This is a genomic window from Bradyrhizobium sp. SZCCHNRI3052 (genome assembly GCF_032484895.1).
GTDB lineage: Bacteria > Pseudomonadota > Alphaproteobacteria > Rhizobiales > Xanthobacteraceae > Bradyrhizobium.
In genome coordinates this window covers 1-18,574 of the sequence record NZ_JAUETW010000023.1, presented here as the reverse complement: position 1 = coordinate 18,574, position 18,574 = coordinate 1, and the positions used below count along the sequence as shown (strand labels likewise).

The following is an 18,574-nucleotide window of genomic DNA, read 5'->3' as shown; positions in this document are numbered from 1 at the left end:
GAAGGTCGGACATGACGCGCTTTCTGATCATCGACGATCATCCGCTGTTTCGCGAAGCTCTCGGCAATGCGGTGCGTCTGGCGCATCCCGACGCCGAGATCTTCGAGGCGCTGTCGATTGCCGATGCGCTCACCACCCTCGCAATGAAACCCGACATCGACCTGGCGCTGCTCGACCTGACGCTGCCCGATGCCATGGGCTTCTCGGGATTCCAGCGGCTTCGCGCCGCGTATCCGCGGCTTCCGGTCGCGATCGTCTCGAGTGAAGAGGACCAGAACGTCGTGCGCGAGGCGCTTTCGCTCGGCGCGGCCGGCTATCTGCCGAAGTCGACCTCGAAGCGTGAGCTGACGTCGGCGATCGAGCGCGTGCTCAGCGGCTCGATCTCGGTCCCGAAAGACTTCGTGCCCGTCGTCGAGCGCCACGGGAAGGGGTCATCTCGCGCGCTGCAGGCGCGTCTCGAGGAGCTGACGCCACAACAGCTTCGCGTCCTCGACCTGATCAGGCGTGGCTATCAGAACCGGGAAATCGCCGGCGAGCTTCAGCTTGCGGAGTCGACCGTCAAGGCGCACATCACCGAGATCCTGAGAAAACTCCGTCTGTTCAGCCGCAACAAGGCCGTCATCGAGATCGGCAAGATCGCGCTGAACGTGCCGGCCGACCGGCAGGGATCGCGCACCGCTTCGAGTCGAAAGCACCCGTAGCGAATTGTTGCGCCGCACGACTCCACGGCCACCGCAGGCGTGGCGACGTCGATGGCGTCTTGGTCGTTGATTGATGCCAACCAACGCGGTATCGCTGATGCTCCGGTTCTGACGGTCCTTCGAAGACGCAGCCCGCACGCTGGTTGAATGTCGGATCCGCGACACTGAATGATCCGGATCTTCGATCCGGCCGGGGGAGGCAGGCACGTGGCTCGATTGCTCATCGTCGAGGACCATCCGCTGTTTCGGGAGGCGCTGGAGAGCGCGATCCGCGCCGCTCTGGCTGATGCCGAGATGCGCGAGGCGACGTCCGTCGACATGGCCGTCGGGCTTCTTTCATCTCCGCCGAGATTCGACCTGATCCTGCTCGACCTCTCGACACCCGGAACGACCGGACTCTCCGGCGTCATCCGCATCCGCAAGACCGCGCCGCGCACACCGATCCTGGTGGTTTCCGCGCATCGGGACCCGGACCTCGTCGCCCATGTTCTCGCGCTGGGTGTCTCCGGCTACATCTCGAAATCGACTTCGAAGCAGCAACTTGCCGACGCGATCAAGGCCGTGCTGCGGGGCGAGGTCCATGTTGAAGGCGGCTCCCTCTGCGCCAGCGCGCGCCGTGGCCGACTTCCTGCTCAGGACCTCCTGAAGCGTCTTCACGAGCTGACGCCGCAGCAACTGCGCGTGCTCGACCTGATCCGCCGCGGATTGCAGAACAAGCAGATCGCCTATGAGCTCGGGATCTGCGAGACGACGGTGAAGGTCCACGTCTCGGAGATCCTACGAAAGCTTCGCGTCATGAGCAGGACCAAGGCCATCATCGAGATGGAAAAGATCGACTTCGTGAACCTCATCGGCGAGCCGCGCACGCCGGCTCGGGCAAACGGCGCTGAGGCGCTCATGACAGCAAGAACGACAACAGCGCGCGAAGCTCCGCAGGCCTGACCGGCTTGGTCAAGATCTCGAGCCCGTATTGGCTTGCTTCCCTGGCTGCGTCTTCGGAATAGTCGGCGGTCACGATCATGGCCGCAACATCTCGGCCGAGGAATTGCCTGATGTCCCGGATGGCGGCAAGACCGCTCTCGTCGCCATCCAGGTGGAGATCCGCGATGATCGTCTCGGGGACCGCCCCGAGCGCACTCAAACGCTGCAAAGCGTCATTCAGCGACGCCGTCGCCACGACGTCGCAGCCCCATTTTTCCAACAGACTGACCATGGCCTCGGCGGTGGCCAGGTCGTTTTCGATCAGCAGGATCTTAGCGCCTTCGAGCCCGCCATAGTCGTGGTCGACGTGATCCGCAGGATGCGGATCCGGCAGTACGGCTGCCGGGTCGGCGCGGTCGAGCTCGAGCTTGAATGTGGACCCATGTCCAACCCGCGAAGCCAGCCCGACCTCATGGTCCAATGCCTTGGCGAAGCGACGGACGATCGACAGGCCCAGCCCGAAGCCGGCTTGATCCTCGGCGCTCGGCTGACCGCGCTGGAATTCGAGAAAGATCGCTTCTTGTTGCGGTTTGGGAATGCCCGGGCCGGTGTCGTGGACCTCGATGCGAACCCGGCCTGCTCCCGGCCCCGGCCGGCATCCCATGACGACGCCGCCTCGCCGCGTGTAGCGCAGAGAGTTGGCGAGGAGGTTCTGCAAGATGCGCCGCAACATCATGGCATCCGAGACCACGGCGATCGAGCACGGACAAATGCGCAGGGACAACCCGCGTTTGGCAGCGATCGGGGCGAATTCGCGTTCGAGCGGCTCGAACAGGGTCGAGAGCAGAACGGGCCTGACATCGGGGCGCAGGGCTCCGGCATCGAGCTTGGCAATCTCCAGCAGGGACCGCAGCAGATCCTCGAGCATGGCCAGCGAATGGTCGACCTGGCCGACCATGGCCGTTCCGCGATCGGACGAGACTTCGTCCGCCAAGGTCGAGAGCGTGAGCCGCGCGGCGTTGAGCGGCTGAAGCAGATCATGCGTAACGGAGATGAGAACCGAGGATTTCAGGGAGCTGGCCGCTTCAGCCTGCTGCTTGGCCCGAAAGAGGTCCTTGTTGGCGGTTTCGATCGAACGCAGCGCATCACGCAGCTGGCGCGTCCGCTCGCGCACCTGCTGATCGAGCGCGATCGCCGTTTCGAACAGCGAGAACGCATTGAACTGCTGGTCCATCGAGCGTTCGACCCGGGACATCAGCGCGGCGTTGATCTTCCTGAGCTTGGCCGCCTCGCGCTGCAGGTCTTCCGGAGACCCCGCGGCGGTCATGGCTGCGCCGCTCCACGTTTGCCGATCGCGACCCCGGTCAGCGTCTGATTGACGTGCATTGAACCGTACTGCTCGCCATAGGTATGGAATCCGACGATCCGGTTGTCGCGATAGAGATCGGACATTTCCCGCGCAAACTGATGCTGCTCTGCGTCAAGACGCCTGAGGATGCACTCGAAACCGATGAAGATCGAGACCTCGCCGATCTCGTCGCGGACCTCGGCCAGCATCTCGCGGGCGGCCGCCACGGAGTTGCGTGACCTCGCCGCCGTCAGCACCATTCCTTCGTCGATCGCGCAGAAGAACCGGAGCGAGCCGTCAGGGCTGACGCGCTGAATCGAGCGCGCGAAATAGGAGCCTCCCACGCGCACCAGGACCGGATGGGCCGCAAACAGGAACGGGTCGAGCTCGGAATCGGCTATTCCGATCGCGCGACAATATTCCTCCGCCGCCGGCTCGGCATTGAGCTGCTTGACGATACGCTGCTCGAGATCGGCCTCCGTCACCACCATCTTGGTCGAGGTCGGCTCGAAATTGTCGCATTTGAACAGCCGGAACGGCAATGACGTCCTGATCAGGATCAGCACGGCCATGTCCGTGTGGGCCTTGCCGTCGTGAAAGACCCAGGTGCGCTCGAACCGCAGACCGTCGCCGGCCGACCCGCCAACCAGGGGAATATTGTCGAGCGAGGCGTAGATCGCCGACATGATCGCCTCTTCGCGCTGGCACATGCCGTCGATCAGGACGAGCCCGAATACGCCGTCGTCGTCGCGACCACCGTGCCGCGAGAGGTCCTGCCTCATCTGGTTGCCGAGGCGACGTCCTTCATCGACGCGAAAGCCCGACAACCCGAAGATGGGCTGTGCGAATACCGTGAAATCCTCGGCGGCAAATCCGAGAGCGACGACGCTGTTGTCGTCCCAGCCATCGGGCGACAGCTCTCCGGCCGTCGTACAGCCGTATACGGGGACGTCCGCAAGACGGGTCGTCACCTCCACCATGAACTCGTTTGGATCGTAGTGGGGCGACAGGAAGATCAGCACCATCGCCAACCCCTCGGCCGGCAACTGGCCGCAGATGTCGGCCGCCGCAGCGGCCTCCGTCGCAGCCTTGGACTTTGCAGCAGTCACGCCAGACGGACGCGGGGGCCGAGGATCGGCGTCTCCCATCGGGCACCTCCCAGAACGACACTTTGGTTTGTTGGCGATCGTTCGTTTTTTTAGAAGATTAAGCCAATTGAGCAGCAACGGCAACCGCGCGGCTTGATCCAGGACAAGGACTTGGGCCGGGCTGTCGTCCGATCATCCGCGCGGATCTGCTCACCGCGCCTGGCCCGGGGGGCTGGCCCGCGCCCGCTCCGGATCGAAAAGGGAAAGATTTCGCATGCTCCGCCGCATCGCTCTTGTCGCCGTTCTCGCCAGCCTGGCACCGAGCGCCCGCGCGCTCGACGGAAATCCGGCCGCCGGGAAAAGCATCTTCCAGCGCATCTGCCAGAACTGCCACTCTGCCGAGATCGGCGTCAACAAGGTCGGCCCGAGCCTCTGGAACATCGTTGGACGGCAGCCAGCGGCTGTGCCGGACTACGCCTATTCGGAGAGCATGAAAAAGAACAATGCGCCTTGGACCGCGACGGCACTGGATGCCTATATCGCCGATCCTCGCGGGGACGTTCACGGCGTCAAGATGTATTTCAAAGGATTGGCGGACGCGAAGGAGCGGGCCGACGTCGTCGCCTATCTGTCGACTCTGAAATAGCGTAGCCGGGGAAGCTGGCGATTTTGCCGACGCTGCAGGCCGCGCTGTTGGAAAAGAGCCGCTCACCGATTACGACTGGCATCGTTTGCGCGCTGGCCCAGGGCATCATCGCTATGAGCGGGTTGGGTGTCGGGCCGGCGTTTCTGCAAGCGGTTTTGAGGCTGCGGGTACCAGGCATGTCACGATGAGCTTGGATCACCCTTCTTTCGAAGCGAAAGCTTCAGGGCGACGCCCCCAATTCGCGAATCCTCGATCCACAATCGGCCATCATAGAGGCTGGTCAGGTCGCGGGCGATCGCCAGACCGAGCCCAGTGCCCGGCTTCGCGTCGTCAAGTCTCGTGCCCACGTCGAACACGCGCATTCGATGCTCGACTGGAATGCCGGGCCCGTCGTCCTCAACCGTGATCAAGACGGTGCTGTCGAGATCCTCGATCGAAATCACGACGCGGTCACGTGCCCATTTAGCCGCATTGTCGAGCAGGTTGCCGATGAGTTCGGTCAGATCGTTGGTGTCGCAGGCAACGACGACGTCGGGTGCTCCTTCGACTTCGAACCGCCGGTCGTGCCCTGGGCTGAATCGCGAGTAGGTATTGATGACGCTCCTCAAGACGTCTGCGACGACCGCAAACGCACCTGCATTGGCGATCGTGGAGGCCTTTGCGCGCGCCGTCTGGTAGTCGATGAGCAGCGCCATTCGCGAGCACTGCTCCGACAGAATCTGAGCGTGGATCTCCTGACCGGACGCTTTCAGCCGTGCTGCCTCCTCGTCGAGAATTGCCAGAGGTGTCTTCAGCGCGTGTGCAAAACTTCCTGCGAGTACGCGAGCGCGATCGACCATGTTGAGATTTGCCGCAATCATTCCGTTCAGCTCGGTGACGAGCGGCATGATTTCCTCCGGCAGGTCCTCAGGCAGCCTTGAGGTCTTGCCGCTACGCACGTCCACGATGGCGCGACTCATGCGCTGGAGCGGCCGCAGGCCGTAAGCGACCTGAGCGTAGGCGGTGCCAACCATGGCGAGGGCCATGATACCAAGCGTCGCTATCAGCGTCAGATTGAGGTGCTGCATCTCGTCACTAATCAGTCGCTCGTCTGCACCGACACGGATTTCGACGGGTTGCCCGAGGCGAGACGGCTCGCTGATGTTTCGGACCATGCGCATCGGCCCGGTCGGTCCCTCCACACTAAGCGCCGTGGAGGAGGGCAGGGAACCCTCGCGACTCTGGTCGGGCGTGAATGAAAGGAAAAGGTCATCCTGCAACGACGGCGAGCGCGCGCTTTCGCCGTTCTGCAGGATGACCTGCCAATACATTCCGGACCGGGCAGGGGAGAAACGCGGATCGCTCAGATCGCGGGCGATGAACAGCCGCTGCGTGGCGTCGAGTTCCACGAGATCGGCGAGCTCGCGGGCGTGATCCAGCAGGTCATGATCGAAGTGGGCCTCGACGACACGGCGAATGACGATCGAGAGCCCGAGCCCGCTGGCGAACAAGACGATGGAAATCCAGATCGCGGCGACCGCGAGCATCCGGGCTCGGAAGTTGCGGCTGAACATTGCTCTACCCGAAGCGATATCCCATGCCTCTGACGGTGCGAATGCAGTCACGCCCCAGCTTTCTCCTGAGCCGGGCAATGTAGACTTCGACCGTATTGGAGTCGCGATGGTCGCTGCTCGGATAGATGTGCTCCAGCAGTTCGGTCTGCGACACGATATGATCGGCGCGGCGCATGAGGAGTTCGAGGACGCGCAACTCGAGTGCAGTCAGGTCGACGATCTCCCCGTCCTTCTTGACCAGGCCGGCCGCCGCGTTGAACTCGATCTGCCGGAGGCGGAGCACGGCGTCCGGTCTGCTGGAGACCCGACGGAGCAGCGATTTGACCCGCGCAACGAGCTCCTGCGCCTTGAAGGGCTTTTCGAGATAGTCGTCCGCGCCTGCGTTCAGGCCGTTGACACGCTCGACCCAGCCGCTGCGGGCGGACAGGATCAGCACCGGCAGCGTGTGCCCGGTATGACGCCAGCGTTGCAGCACGTCGAGGCCCGAAATGCACGGCAGTCCGAGGTCGAGCACCGCGGCATCATAGGGCTGGCTGTTGCCCAGCATCCAGCCCTGCTTGCCATCGGTGGCGAGATCCGCCTCGAAACCGGCATCGGCCAGGCTTTCCCTGATGCGCTCCGCGTAGATGGGCTCGTCCTCTATGAGCAGAATGCGCATTGCCATTCCTCCGGTTGCCGAACGGGTTCCGACGATGCGGACACGCTGATCGGGCCTCGAACGCTATGGATTGATCCCGAGCTCTCTGGCTGCGTCAGCGATGCGCGTGCGCTCCGGGACGTCCTCCGCAAAGACCGACAGTGCGCGTTGCAGCGACTGTTTCGCCGCCTCGACATCGCCCAGTACCACCCGCGAGCGGATCAACTTGATCCAGCCTTCTGCATCGCGCGGTGATTGCTCGAGTCGGCTCGCAAGGCCATCCACCATGCCCCGGATCATGAGGTTGCGGTCCTGTGTGGACATGCTTTCCGCCTTGCGGATGTCCTCGGCGCGGGGGCCGCGCGGCTCCGCCGGCTCGGTCGCGGAGGTCTTGCCGGAGCGCAGGAGTTCCTGCATGCGCTCGGCGGACAGGTTCGGCCGGGCAGGCGATGGCGAGCCGCCGTCCTCTCCGAGCTCGCGACGAAGCGCGCCGAGCCGCTGCTTGAGATCGGGCAGCCACGGCTCGTTCGGATCGGCCTCCGATACGATCGCCGTCCAGTCGGCCATCGCACCCCGTTTGTCTCCCTCCTGTTCTTTCACGACGCCGATGAAGAAGCGGGCGCGCGCGTCCTTGGGATCCAGTTTGAGTGCTTCGTCGAAGTCCGCGCGGGCTTCGGACGTGACGGTGCCGTCCGCCGCCCGCACCAGCGCTTCGCCGCGTGCGCTGCGGTATTCTGCCGAGCCTGGCCGCAGCTCCATTGCGCGCGCATAGGCCTGTGCCGCCTCTGCAAAGCGCTCGATGTTGAACAGCGACCAGCCCAGCAGCCGCCATCCGTCGGCATCCTTGGGATTCCGCTCCAGTCTGGTCTGCACACGCTGGATCATCTCTTCGACCGGCGGCAGTCCGCTGCCCTGCTGCGGTCGGTCGCGACCGTCCTGGCTGGTCATCTGCTCCAGCGAGGCAATGGCCTGGGTGCCGGCGTCGGATCGCGCCTCGCCAACCGACCTCGCCGTCGTGCTGCTGGCGGTCTGGCCCGGTCCGGCCGCGGGGACATCCGGATTTCCGACAACCGCATACAGACCGACGGAGCCGAACACCACCGTCAGCGTGACGACACTGAGCGCAAATTTTCGTTCGGAGCTGGCGAGGGAGGGCGCCGGCGGCTGTTCGGCGGCCGCTGCGGCGAGAATGCGCCGCTTGATCTCGCTGGCCGCGTTCTCGCCATCCGACTTGTCGATCAGGCCGCGTGCGGTTTCGTTCTCGATCTCGCGGAGCTGGTCGTGGTGGACGGCAAGTCCCTGAGCCGAAGCCAACCGTCTCCGCTCGTAGCTGCGGATGAATGGCGTCGATATGAGCGCGGCGGCCACGGAAATCATCGCCGTCAGGATCAGCCACAGCATCATGAAAGGCTCCGTCGATCGAGGATCGCCTCGATGGCTTCGAGTTCGTCGGCGCTGAGCGGAGCGACGTGCTCCGCCTCGGGCGCACTCGCATTGGCTGCCGCCCGGCGCACGTAGCGGCCGAAGCCGACGGCGGCCGTGAGCAGGGCGAGCAGGGGACCGATCCACAGCGCGATGGTATTCCACTGCAAGGGAGGCTTGAGCAGGACGAAGTTGCCGTAGCGTGCGACCAGGAAGTCCACTGCCTGCCGGTCGCTGTCGCCGGCCTGCAGGCGATCGCGCAGCAGCACCCTTAGATCATGCGCCAATGGGGCGTTGGAGTCGTCAATGCTCTGATTTTGACAAACGACGCAGCGCAGCTCCTGGCCCAGCGCGCGCGCGCGAGCCTCCAGTCCCTCGTCGCGCAACATTTCGTCGGGAAGCACCGCACGAGATGGTGACCATGTCGCCGTCAGCACGAGCGAGCTGACGAGCAGCGCTTCGGCCGCGCGCTTGATCCGCCGGCAGTTCATGACTCGCTCCTGAGTGCCTTCAGCAGAGGTTCGAAATCGTCACGCCATACATCTTCGGTCAGCGGGCCGGGATAGCGGAAGCGGATGCGGCCGGCCCGATCGATCACGAAGGTTTCGGGAACGCCGGTCACGCCAAGATCGATGCCGGCCCGGCCGGACTCATCGGAGCCGACACGGGCATAGGGACTGCCATGCTTGGCAAGCCAACGTTTGCCGTCGTTCCGATCGTCCTTCCAGTTCAGCCCATAGATCGGGATCGCGGAGCTCTCTGCGAGCTTGAGCAGCATGGGATGCTCGACGCGGCATCCGGGGCACCAGGATGCGAAAACGTTGAGCAGGACCACGTCGCCCTGCAGGTCGGTGCTGGCAAGACCGCCGCCCTTGCCGTCGAGCGACGCAAGCTGGAAACGCGGCGTCGGCTTGTCGATCAGGGTCGAGGGCATTCGCTGCGGATCGTTGGTCAGGCTGAAAGCCAGTCCAGCGGCCAGTGCGGCGAAAGCCACGAGAGGTATGAGATAGGGGAGGCGCGGCATATCTCGTCCTATTCAGCAGGAACGGCAGTCGGTACGGCCCGCATCGCCCGTCGCGGAGCACCGACACGAAATCTCCGATCGGCCAGCGAGATGAAGCCGCCGCAAGCCATCATCAGTGCGCCGATCCACACCAGCGGCACCAGAGGGTGATAGTAGCAGCGCACCGCCCACGCGCCCTTGTCGTCGGGATCACCGAGCGTCACGTAGACGTTCCAGATCAGGTTGGTTCGAATGCCGGCGGCGGTCGTCTGCTGCTGTCTGACGGGATAGAAGCGGCGCTCGCTGGAGAGCTGCGTGAACGGCTTGCCGTTCCGCGTGATGTCGAACGTGCCGCGCTCGGCTTCGTAGTTGGGGCCTGGAAATTTTCCGATCGAGCGCAGCTTGATGTCGTAGCCGGCGAGCTGCAGGCTCTGGCCCGGCCGCAGCATCTGCACCTTCTCGCTGGCCCACGCGGTCATCCCGGTAATGCCTGCGACGGTGACGCCCATTCCCGCATGGGCCAGCACCAGGCCGTAGACCGCGAGCGGGGTGGTGCGCGCGAGGTTGAGCGAGGTCGCCAAGGGAGCCGTCATGCCGAGACGGACGCGATGAGCCAGCACCATCAGCGAGCCGACCACGAGCCAGACGGCGATGCCGAAGAAGAACGCAACCAGGAAACGCTGTCCGAACGTCGCGACGAGGATCGCGACGGCAATGAATGCCGCGAGTCCCCCGGCCAGGCGGAGTCGTTGCAGGGCCGCAACGAGGAGATCGCGCTTCCATTTCAGAACCGGGCCGATCACCATGGCAAGCAGCAGCGGAACCATGATCGGAACGAACGTCAAGTTGTAGTAGGGAGGGCCGACGGAGATCTTGTCGTTTCCGAGCATGTCGACGAGGAGCGGATAAAACGTGCCGAGAAACACGGTGGCCACGGCTGCCGTGAGCAGCACATTGTTGAGGACGAGGCCGCTCTCGCGGCTGACGGCCGCGAACAGCGCACCTTGCTTCAGGCTTGGGGCTCTGATCGCATACAGCGTCAACGCCCCGCCGGTCGCCACCAGGATGAGCGCCAGGATGAATGCGCCACGCGACGGGTCCTGTGCGAAGGCATGAACGCTGGTGAGCACGCCGGACCTCACCAGGAAAGTCCCGATCAGGCTCAATGAGAAGGTCACGATCCCCAGCAGGATCGTCCAGCTCTGGAGGGCGCTCCGACGTTCGACCACCAGGGCGGAATGCAGGAGCGCAGTCCCCGCAAGCCACGGCATGAAGGAGGCGTTCTCGACGGGGTCCCAGAACCACCAGCCGCCCCAGCCGAGCGTGTAGTACGCCCATGCGCTGCCCAGCGTGATTCCAATCGTGAGAAAGCACCAGGCCGCGAGCACCCACGGTCGGACCCAGCGGGCCCAGCTGGCATCGACCTTTCCCTCGATCAGCGCGGCGACCGAGAACGAGAACGCCATCGAGAAGCCGACGTAACCCAGATACAGAAACGGTGGATGAAAGGCGAGGCCAGGATCCTGCAAAATCGGATTCAGTCCGTTGCCTTCGAGGGGAGCATCGACCAGCCGCGCGAACGGATTCGACGTCGAGACGATGAACGCCAGAAAGCCGAGGCCGATCATGCCGTGCACGCCGAGAACGTTGCTCTGCAGCCGCTCCGGAAGGTTCGTTCCGAACAATGCAACTGCCGCGCCGAACAAGGAGAGGATCAGGACCCACAGCAGCATGGATCCCTCATGGTTTCCCCAGACTCCGGAGACCTTGTAAAGCAGCGGCTTCAGCGTGTGCGAATTCGCTGCGACGACCTGGACCGAAAAGTCGGAGTGGACGAACAGCGACGTCAGGCATGCGAATGCGATCGCGACAAACAGAAACTGAGTCAAGGCAGCGTGACGAACGAAGCCGGCGATCATCGCGGATTGGCGGCGCAGCGCTGCGAACGGAACGATCGACTGCACCAGCGATACGAGGAGCGCGAGAATGAGCGCAAACGATCCGACCTCCGCTGTCATTTGGTATCTCCGACTGCAGCGGATATTCCTGCAGCTAACTATCAAGTGTCTGTGATGCGCCGACAATCAATGCGCCGAATGAGGCATCATTCGTACGGAATGATGATGATCCATCGACGTGCATCGTAGTGTAACTGCAACTCATTCGCACCCACGGCCGGAGAGCGGTATCATCGGGGCGTCTTGGTACTTAGTGTTATATTCATTGAGATATAGCGCGCGAATCATCTGCCGCGCCGTCGAGCGGCGAACGCGAGGTCGACGGCATGATAGGCAGAAAGGCGAGACGAAATCGTCCGCTATTCCAGAAGCTTGGCGATATCGCCGTGACCGCTGGCAGCGGCGATGTCCGTGGCACGTTCGCGGCGCTTGTTCCTCAACTGCTTTTCGGCACCGGCGGCGAGAAGGCTGTGCGCAATGCCGATGTTCCCCTCATGGGCCGCCATCATCAGCGCGCTCATGCCCTGGCCGTTGCGCATGTTCGGGTCGGCCTTGCGCCTGAGAAGCTCACTGACGACATCCGCAAGCCCGGCACGCGCGGCGAGGATGAGAGCGGTATTTCCGCCTCTTGTCGCGCGTTTCGGGTCGGCCCCATGGTCCAACAGAAGCAGCGAGGCCGCGGCGCTGCGGCCCTCGATGGCATTCAGCAACGGCGTCTTGTCGTCGGTGTCCGCGCGGTTGACGTCCGCACCTGCGCGGATCAGTTGTCCGATCGCGTGCGTATTGCCATTGCCGGCCGCGTGCCAGAGTGCGGTGCGGCCCTGCCCATCGGCGGCGTTGAGGTCGGATCTCTGAACGAGTTGCCGATCGAGCGGGCCATTGGGGCACGACGCGACCGCGACCATGAGTGGGGTCCGGCCGTCTGCCAACGCGGGCAGACTGCCGGAGGCGCCGTCGAGGAGCGCGGCGATAGCGGCGCCGTTGCAGCGGCTGAGCGCCATCAGTAGTGCGGTCGCGCCATCTGCACGCGCTGCAGACGGGTCGGCCGCCTTGGTCAGCAGCAGTCTGATGATGTCTCCATGATCCTTGTCCGCTGCCAGCATCAATGGCGTGTCGCCGCGCCGGTTGCTGGTGTTCGGATTGGCTCCCGAGGCGAGCAGGAGCTCCACCAGCCGAAGATGCCCGGCGGCCGCAGCGATCGCCAGAGGCGTATCGCCGTCCTCGTTGACCGCGTTGACGTCAGCCTTCGCAGCGATGAGCTGGCGCATCGGATCGAACTGGCCGCGCAGGGCGGCGTCGATGATGGCCGGATGGCCGTTTCGCATGGCTGCCTGCGCATCGAGCGTCGGGGGCGGCCTGCGCGCAGCTTCGCGCGCCGGCTCCCCGGCGCGCGGGCGCACATTTCGGTTGACCATGTCGGCCAGCAACTGCTCGGCGGGCTGATAGCCGGCCGCCGCCGACTTGCGTAGCCAGTCCCGCGCCCGGTCGGGATCGGCCGGCGTTCCGCGGCCCGCAAGCCACATCGCTGCGACATTATACTGCGCCTTGACGTGTCCCTTCCTTGCGCTTGCCTCCATCCATTTGAACGCCAGCGTGTCGTCTGCTCTGGTGCCGAGACCGGCGCGGTAAAGTGATGCAAGCCGGTACTGCGCCTCCGGATTGCCGGCGCTGGCGGCGCGCTCGAGCAGCTTCAGTGCGTCCTCGGGATGTCCGGCGCGGATCGCGGCATCGGCCGCCTGGCTCGCGGATGCTTCGGAGCTCACGCCGGCCGGCGTTTCGCCGGCCGGGGCGACCGACGGCACGGTCGAGCCGACGAGACAGATCAGGGGGATGATGACGTGAGAGGACTTAAGCCGTGCCATATTTCGTCTCGACCTCGATACCCATGCTCTTCAGGAATGCGGTGGGCAGAATGCCGCCGACACACACGACGACGGCATCGTTTGGGATCGTGCTCGTGCTGCCATTGGCATCGATCTCGACGTCGTCATCGCCGATCCGTTTGACTGACGAATTGTAGATGACGCGGAGCCGGCCCGATTGCGCGGCTGCTTCCGTCCGTTGACGGTTCTTCAGCTTGGCGCGACCGAACGACTCGCTGCGATGCGACAGGGTCACCGTCGTTCCAGGCTCATCGGCGATGGAGCATGCGGCCTCCAATGCAGCGTCGCCGCCGCCGACGACGAGCACGTGCTGGCCGCGATACTGCTCGGGGTCGACCAGTCGATAGACGACCTTGGTCTGCTCTTCGCCTGGAGCCTCCAGCTTGCGCGGCGTTCCGCGGCGCCCGATCGCCAGGAGCACGGCATGCGTTCTGTAGCTGCCGCGGTTCGTCCTGACGTCGAAGCCTTCTCCGACTCGCGTGACGGCCTCGACGCGCTCGCCGACGTTCACCTTGAGGCGGGATTTGCGCACGATGCTCATGAAGAAGGCGATCAACTGCTCCTTGCTGAGCTCTCTGAAGTTGAACTTGCCCGCGAGCGGCAGCGTGAAAGGTGCCGTCATCACCAGCTTGCCGCGGGGAAAGTGCGCGACGGTGCCGCCGAGCGAGTCCTGCTCGAGCGTGACGAAGCGCAGCCGATGCTGCAGGCAGGCGAGACTGGCGGAGAGTCCGGCCGGACCGCAGCCGACGACCACGACGTCGAGCATATCGGACTTGCCGATGTTCTTGACCTTGCGGACGGAGTCGATCGCCTGGCGTCCCTGCTCGATGGCGTTGCGGACCAGCCCCATCCCGCCGAGCTCTCCGGCGATGAAGATGCCGGGCACGTTGGTCTGGAACGCCTCGTCCACGTTCGGAATGTCGATGCCGCGCGTTTCGGTGCCGAACACCAGCGTGATGGCGTTCACGGGGCACACCGCCTTGCAGGCGCCGTGTCCGATGCAATGCGAAGGCTCGACCAGCGACGCCTTGCCGCCGATCAGGCCGAGAATGTCGCCCTCCGGACACGCCCTGACGCATGAGCCACAGCCGATGCACAAGGCAGGATCGATGATGGGATGGAGCGATGCCGGCTCGAGAAGACCGGCGTCCTTGGCGGCCGAGAGCTTCGCGACGCTCTTTATTTCCTTCCGCTTGCGCACGGCCATGTAAGTGGCCCAGACGCCGAGCATTGGCGCGGCGTAGACAATCAGGAGATCGATCGCCATGTCGTCTCTCTCTTTCTTACGAACTAACAGCGGAAGATAGAGAGTCGCCGACCGCGAACTCCGCGTGAAAAGGTCGGATGCGGTGCTAGATGCAAATTCCTCTCAAGAGATGCCGACATAGAAATTCCAGAATGATCTGACGTCTTGGAGACCAGGATTGGATCATTCGTTGAACAGATGCCGTCGGCGGAAATATGGCTCGCACTGATTTCGGACTAATGACGTCGGTGTCGGAAGACGGAGAGGGTTGTTGCAAGTGGTTATCACTAAGTTCTCTCTCGACTGAGATCCGGGGCTCCGCGAACGGGTCTGGCTTCCGCCGATCCGGCATTCGGGATTCACAGGAAACGTCGAGGTCATGAGCAGAGCAGCGGTCGCTCGCGCGAGCGGCAATCCTCTTCGAGGAACCATTCCGGTCGTCATCACGGTCATCGTCCTCGGAGCGATTGCCGTCGGGTGGCTGCAGAAGGAGGAGGAGTATATTACGCCGGGCTCCGGCACCGGATACTGGCTCGGGATCTACGGCAGCGTCGCCATGCTGTCGCTGCTGGCCTATTCGATGCGTAAGCGCTTCAAGTCGCTGCGCGGCATCGGCTCGGTGCCGTTCTGGTTCAGGACCCACATGCTGCTCGGCGTCATTGGTCCCGTGCTCATCCTATTCCATGCGAATTTCCAACTGGGGGCGCTCAACAGCAACGTGGCATTCTTCACCATGCTGATCGTGGCGATCAGCGGCGTGATCGGCCGTTACATCTATGGCAAGATCCATATGGGCCTCCATGGCGGGAGAGCGCGTGTCAAGGAGCTGCTCGCCGAGGCCGAGGCAATGCGAACGGAGCTCGGTGAGGAGATGCAGGCCGTCTCGTTCGTGTCGCGGGAGCTGGCTGCCTTCAGCAAGGGGCTCGACAACAAGGTGCCGCGAACTGCGCTGGGCAGCCTGCGAACCGGCGCGGTCATCGCAGCGCGGACGAGGCGGCTGCGCGCCAATGTGGTTGCGGAAGCGCGCCGCCTCATTCGCGCCGAAGCCAAGCGCGCGCGATGGTCGTGGTCCGAGCGACGGCGTCGCGAGAAGCGAATCGAGGAGGTGGTGCGGCGCTACGCCGCCGCAGTGCGCAAGGCCGCTGAGCTGACGTTCTTCGAACGATTGTTTTCGCTGTGGCATGTGCTTCATCTGCCGCTGTTTTTTCTCATGCTGCTGGCGGGCGTCGTTCATGTCTGGGCCGTCCATCACTATTGACGGAGTTGCGTGATGCGGTGGCGTGTTGCGGTCGTTGTCGCCGTCCTGGCCGGCGTTGCCATGCTGTCGGCCGGAGTTCGAGCACAGACGTTGCTGGAAAAGCTGGTCATGCCCGGCCCGCTGGCCGAGAAGCATGCCAAGCTCGAGAGCGAATGCGGAAAGTGCCACGAAGCCTATACCCGGAAGGCACAGTCGGGCCTCTGCCTCGATTGCCACAAGGAGATTGCCGTCGATCGCAGGCAGCGTGAGCGCCTGCACGGACGCGACCAGGCGGCGCTGAGCCAGGAGTGCAGGCAGTGTCACACCGACCACAAGGGGCGTGGAACCGACATCGTCCAGCTCGACAAGGAAACCTTCAACCACGATATGACGAACTACCGGCTGGTCGATGCGCACAAGACCGTGCCTTGTGCGGGATGTCACGTCGCGAAGGTGAAGTTCCGCAACACGCCCTCGACCTGCTTCGAGTGTCACAAGGCGCTCGATCCGCATCGCGGCCGGCTTGGTGAACGCTGCGAGAACTGCCACACGGCGGTGAAATGGCGCGCGACCAAGGAGTTCGACCACACGAAGACCCGGTTTCCCCTCGTGGGCGCTCACAAGTCGGTCGCTTGTGCGACGTGCCACTCCGGCGAGCAATACAAGGATCTGCAGACGTCGTGCGGCTCATGCCACCGTCTTCAGGACGTCCATGGCGGCCGCTTCGGCGACAAGTGCGAGACGTGTCACGATCAGGAGAAATGGAAGACGGTCCGCTTCAATCACGACAAGACCCGCTTCCCGCTGCGAAATGCGCATGCCAAGGTGAAGTGTGAGAGCTGCCATACGGGTGATCTCTATCGGGACAAGCTCGCGACGTCATGCGTGTCCTGTCACCGCAAGCAGGATCCGCATCAGGGCAAGCTCGGCGAACGCTGCGAGACGTGCCATAGCGATGCGGGCTGGCGGAAGAAGCTCACCTTCGATCATGAGATTACGCGTTTTCCGTTGATAGGTCTGCACAAGTCGGTGCCTTGCGAGGAGTGCCACCGGACGCCGACCTACAAGAATACGCCGATGGCCTGCGAAAGCTGCCACAAGGATTTCCACCAGGGGAAGCTTGGAGGGCGGTGCGCCAGCTGTCACAATCCGAATGGGTGGCGGCTTTGGCGTTTCGATCACGCGCGGCAGACACGATTCCCGCTGGTCGGTGTCCACCAGAAGATCACGTGCGAGGCCTGTCACAAGGCCAAGTCGCCGCCGGATCTGAAGTTGCCGATGGATTGCTTCAGCTGTCATCGCAGCTCGGACGTGCACAATGGCACCTTCGGTCAGACGTGCGAGCGCTGCCATGTCGCAACGGGATGGCGCAACGTTCAGATCAGGAACTGATTCGAACGGCTGCGTTGGCCGCACACGGCGTCTGAGATCGTGTCGAGCTGACATCGGCTCGCAGCAGCTATCAGTTCGCATGCAGATCAATGGCTTGCATGATGAGCTTGCGGGACCATTGCGCGCGCGCGACGTCAGAAACCTTAACCTCCATTCAGCTTGAGTTCAGCTTGGCCCAGTTTTGGGCCAGCTTTGCGCGTCTCTGGAAGCCCTGTCGTAGGCGTAGCGAAGGCTGCGTGATCTGGCCGATGACTCCGTCGTCGCCCGATCGATGCAGCGCTCGATCAAGGGAGCACGGAGCGTTCCGAGTATTCGGTGGCTGGGGAAGACGTGCCGCCGGGCCGTAGGGGAAATCCGCAAGGGTGTCTTGGATTTGTCGGGGCGACCGCCGAGCAGCGGACGCTCAACGGTCTCGGCTGGATTGGGGTCGGCCGGTCTCCGTCGGATGTCCGGCTGGCGATCGAGTCGAGAGTGAAGAGCGGAGTTGGAGTTGAGCAGCTGCTACAGCAAGCTGGGGCTGGTGGCGCGAGCCTCGCACCGTATGGTGCAGTGGCTGCTCGCCTGTATGCTGCTCGCTCTCGTGTTGGCAGGGCATGCTGCCGCGCAGAGCTCATTCGACCATGTCTCGACAGGTTTTCCGCTGACCGGAAGCCATGTCGGGGTGGAGTGCTCGTCCTGTCACGTCGGCGGGCGGTTCAAGGGCACGCAGACGCAGTGCGCCAGTTGCCACAACGGCGCGCAGACGGCGGGCATGTCGGTCAACCACCCGATGTCCACGAGGCGATGTGAGAGCTGCCACCAGACCTCGACATGGAAGGACGTTCGGGCGATCGATCATACCCAGGCGAAGGCGTCATGTACGACCTGCCATAACGGCGTGATGGCACGGGGCAAGTCGAAGGATCACATCACGACGGCGGCGCCATGCGATGTGTGCCACAGGTCGACGGCGAGTTTTCGCATCAGAATGAAGATGGACCACGCCGGCATCGTCGCCGGTTGCGCCAACTGTCACAACGGGACGACGGCGCGCGGCAAGTCCAGCAACCATCTCCAGACCAATCTGCCGTGCGAGTCCTGTCACACCAGCACGGCGAGCTTCGGCGGCGCGGCATTCAAGCACGCGGCGACCGACACCAACTGCGCCACCTGCCACAACGGCAAGACCGCGATGGGGATGACGACGCCGCCGCACATCCCGACCGGGACGCTGCAGTGCTCGAACTGCCACAGCAACACCGCGGCGAGCTTCGCCACCTACACCATGAACCACGCCGCGGTGGCGACCGCGCGCTGCGACAGCTGCCACAACGGCTCCTTCACCGGCCAGGGCACCAAGGGCGCCATGGGCACCGCGTCGTACCCGAACCACGTCGCCACCGGCGGTGCCGACTGCGTCAGCTGTCACGCCAAGGCGGCCTCGGGCGGCTTCACCAGCTGGGGCGGTGCGGCGTTCAAGCATGCCGCGACCGACACCAACTGCGCGACCTGCCACAACGGCAAGACCGCGCAGGGCATGACCACGCCGCCGCACATCCC

General features: G+C 63.9%; 16 protein-coding genes. 6 read left to right on the top strand and 10 right to left on the bottom strand.

What is annotated here, in order from left to right; all coding sequences use genetic code 11:
* The first annotated feature begins 11 nt into the window (after positions 1-11).
* Positions 12-701, top strand: a complete 690-nt coding sequence (locus QW887_RS34400; protein ID WP_316196159.1) for a response regulator transcription factor — start codon at positions 12-14, stop codon at positions 699-701.
* 207 nt (positions 702-908) lie between these two features.
* Complete coding sequence (locus QW887_RS34395; RefSeq protein WP_316165069.1) at positions 909-1,643, top strand: response regulator transcription factor; 735 nt, start codon at positions 909-911, stop codon at positions 1,641-1,643.
* On the opposite strand, the gene QW887_RS34390 is transcribed toward QW887_RS34395, so the two are convergent.
* Both QW887_RS34390 and QW887_RS34385 read right to left on the bottom strand, forming a co-directional pair.
* A complete protein-coding gene (locus QW887_RS34390; RefSeq protein ID WP_315717728.1) occupies positions 1,597-2,949 on the bottom strand; it encodes a hybrid sensor histidine kinase/response regulator in 1,353 nt (450 codons plus the stop codon). The two genes, QW887_RS34395 and QW887_RS34390, sit on opposite strands and share 47 nt — an antisense overlap.
* Positions 2,946-4,118 carry an FIST N-terminal domain-containing protein gene (locus QW887_RS34385; RefSeq protein ID WP_315717729.1) on the bottom strand — a complete coding sequence of 391 codons (1,173 nt, stop codon included), beginning with the start codon at positions 4,116-4,118 and terminating at the stop codon, positions 2,946-2,948. Before QW887_RS34385 ends, QW887_RS34390 begins: the two co-directional genes overlap by 4 nt.
* A 214-nt stretch (positions 4,119-4,332) precedes the next feature.
* Between QW887_RS34385 and QW887_RS34380 the strand changes: the two genes are divergently transcribed.
* Positions 4,333-4,704, top strand: coding sequence for a c-type cytochrome (locus QW887_RS34380; protein ID WP_316196156.1), 372 nt, complete (start codon positions 4,333-4,335; stop codon positions 4,702-4,704).
* A gap of 179 nt (positions 4,705-4,883) precedes the next feature.
* Here the strand turns inward: QW887_RS34380 and QW887_RS34375 are convergent, their stop codons facing one another.
* The 8 genes from QW887_RS34375 to QW887_RS34340 all read right to left on the bottom strand — a co-directional run bounded on the left by QW887_RS34375 (position 4,884) and on the right by QW887_RS34340 (position 14,427).
* On the bottom strand, positions 4,884-6,257 hold the full coding sequence (locus QW887_RS34375; protein WP_316196154.1) for a HAMP domain-containing sensor histidine kinase: 1,374 nt from the start codon (positions 6,255-6,257) through the stop codon (positions 4,884-4,886).
* Positions 6,258-6,261: 4 nt separating this feature from the next.
* Positions 6,262-6,915, bottom strand: coding sequence for a response regulator transcription factor (locus QW887_RS34370; protein ID WP_315717732.1), 654 nt, complete (start codon positions 6,913-6,915; stop codon positions 6,262-6,264).
* A gap of 63 nt (positions 6,916-6,978) precedes the next feature.
* A complete protein-coding gene (gene ccmI, locus QW887_RS34365) occupies positions 6,979-8,298 on the bottom strand; it encodes a c-type cytochrome biogenesis protein CcmI (RefSeq protein ID WP_316196152.1) in 1,320 nt (439 codons plus the stop codon).
* Positions 8,295-8,807 (bottom strand): cytochrome c-type biogenesis protein, encoded by a 513-nt coding sequence (locus QW887_RS34360; RefSeq protein ID WP_315769962.1) that lies wholly within the window; start codon positions 8,805-8,807, stop codon positions 8,295-8,297. Before QW887_RS34360 ends, ccmI begins: the two co-directional genes overlap by 4 nt.
* Positions 8,804-9,340: a DsbE family thiol:disulfide interchange protein gene (locus QW887_RS34355; RefSeq protein WP_316175943.1), complete on the bottom strand. Its 537-nt coding sequence runs from the start codon at positions 9,338-9,340 to the stop codon at positions 8,804-8,806. Before QW887_RS34355 ends, QW887_RS34360 begins: the two co-directional genes overlap by 4 nt.
* Before the next feature lie 8 nt (positions 9,341-9,348).
* The gene (locus tag QW887_RS34350) at positions 9,349-11,337 is read right to left on the bottom strand and encodes a heme lyase CcmF/NrfE family subunit (protein WP_316196182.1); all 1,989 of its coding nucleotides are present in this window, start codon (positions 11,335-11,337) and stop codon (positions 9,349-9,351) included.
* 299 nt (positions 11,338-11,636) lie between these two features.
* On the bottom strand, positions 11,637-13,139 hold the full coding sequence (locus tag QW887_RS34345) for an ankyrin repeat domain-containing protein (RefSeq protein ID WP_315769961.1): 1,503 nt from the start codon (positions 13,137-13,139) through the stop codon (positions 11,637-11,639).
* The gene (locus QW887_RS34340; RefSeq protein ID WP_316196150.1) at positions 13,126-14,427 is read right to left on the bottom strand and encodes an NAD(P)-binding domain-containing protein; all 1,302 of its coding nucleotides are present in this window, start codon (positions 14,425-14,427) and stop codon (positions 13,126-13,128) included. The genes QW887_RS34345 and QW887_RS34340 overlap by 14 nt, the downstream gene beginning before the upstream one ends.
* Before the next feature lie 358 nt (positions 14,428-14,785).
* On the opposite strand from QW887_RS34340, the gene QW887_RS34335 reads away from it, so the two are divergent.
* The 3 genes from QW887_RS34335 to QW887_RS34325 form a co-directional block, all read left to right on the top strand.
* The gene (locus tag QW887_RS34335) at positions 14,786-15,664 is read left to right on the top strand and encodes a pyridine nucleotide-disulfide oxidoreductase (protein ID WP_316165079.1); all 879 of its coding nucleotides are present in this window, start codon (positions 14,786-14,788) and stop codon (positions 15,662-15,664) included.
* 12 nt (positions 15,665-15,676) lie between these two features.
* On the top strand, positions 15,677-17,035 hold the full coding sequence (locus QW887_RS34330; protein WP_316175942.1) for a cytochrome c3 family protein: 1,359 nt from the start codon (positions 15,677-15,679) through the stop codon (positions 17,033-17,035).
* A 490-nt stretch (positions 17,036-17,525) separates the two neighbouring features.
* On the top strand, positions 17,526-18,574 hold a 1,049-nt coding region (locus QW887_RS34325), incomplete at its 3' end, for a cytochrome c3 family protein (RefSeq protein WP_316196148.1).

Excerpts from the sequence above, each read along its gene's own strand:
- QW887_RS34380 (WP_316196156.1), top strand. The coding sequence starts at position 4,333 with ATGCTCCGCCGCATCGCTCTTGTCGCCGTTCTCGCCAGCCTGGCACCG.
- QW887_RS34385 (WP_315717729.1), bottom strand. The coding sequence starts at position 4,118 with ATGGGAGACGCCGATCCTCGGCCCCCGCGTCCGTCTGGCGTGACTGCT.
- QW887_RS34360 (WP_315769962.1), bottom strand. The coding sequence starts at position 8,807 with ATGAACTGCCGGCGGATCAAGCGCGCGGCCGAAGCGCTGCTCGTCAGC.
- QW887_RS34335 (WP_316165079.1), top strand. The coding sequence starts at position 14,786 with ATGAGCAGAGCAGCGGTCGCTCGCGCGAGCGGCAATCCTCTTCGAGGA.
- QW887_RS34370 (WP_315717732.1), bottom strand. The coding sequence starts at position 6,915 with ATGCGCATTCTGCTCATAGAGGACGAGCCCATCTACGCGGAGCGCATC.
- QW887_RS34355 (WP_316175943.1), bottom strand. The coding sequence starts at position 9,340 with ATGCCGCGCCTCCCCTATCTCATACCTCTCGTGGCTTTCGCCGCACTG.
- QW887_RS34375 (WP_316196154.1), bottom strand. The coding sequence starts at position 6,257 with ATGTTCAGCCGCAACTTCCGAGCCCGGATGCTCGCGGTCGCCGCGATC.
- QW887_RS34390 (WP_315717728.1), bottom strand. The coding sequence starts at position 2,949 with ATGACCGCCGCGGGGTCTCCGGAAGACCTGCAGCGCGAGGCGGCCAAG.
- QW887_RS34330 (WP_316175942.1), top strand. The coding sequence starts at position 15,677 with ATGCGGTGGCGTGTTGCGGTCGTTGTCGCCGTCCTGGCCGGCGTTGCC.
- QW887_RS34340 (WP_316196150.1), bottom strand. The coding sequence starts at position 14,427 with ATGGCGATCGATCTCCTGATTGTCTACGCCGCGCCAATGCTCGGCGTC.
- QW887_RS34350 (WP_316196182.1), bottom strand. The coding sequence starts at position 11,337 with ATGACAGCGGAGGTCGGATCGTTTGCGCTCATTCTCGCGCTCCTCGTA.
- QW887_RS34400 (WP_316196159.1), top strand. The coding sequence starts at position 12 with ATGACGCGCTTTCTGATCATCGACGATCATCCGCTGTTTCGCGAAGCT.
- QW887_RS34345 (WP_315769961.1), bottom strand. The coding sequence starts at position 13,139 with ATGGCACGGCTTAAGTCCTCTCACGTCATCATCCCCCTGATCTGTCTC.
- ccmI (WP_316196152.1), bottom strand. The coding sequence starts at position 8,298 with ATGATGCTGTGGCTGATCCTGACGGCGATGATTTCCGTGGCCGCCGCG.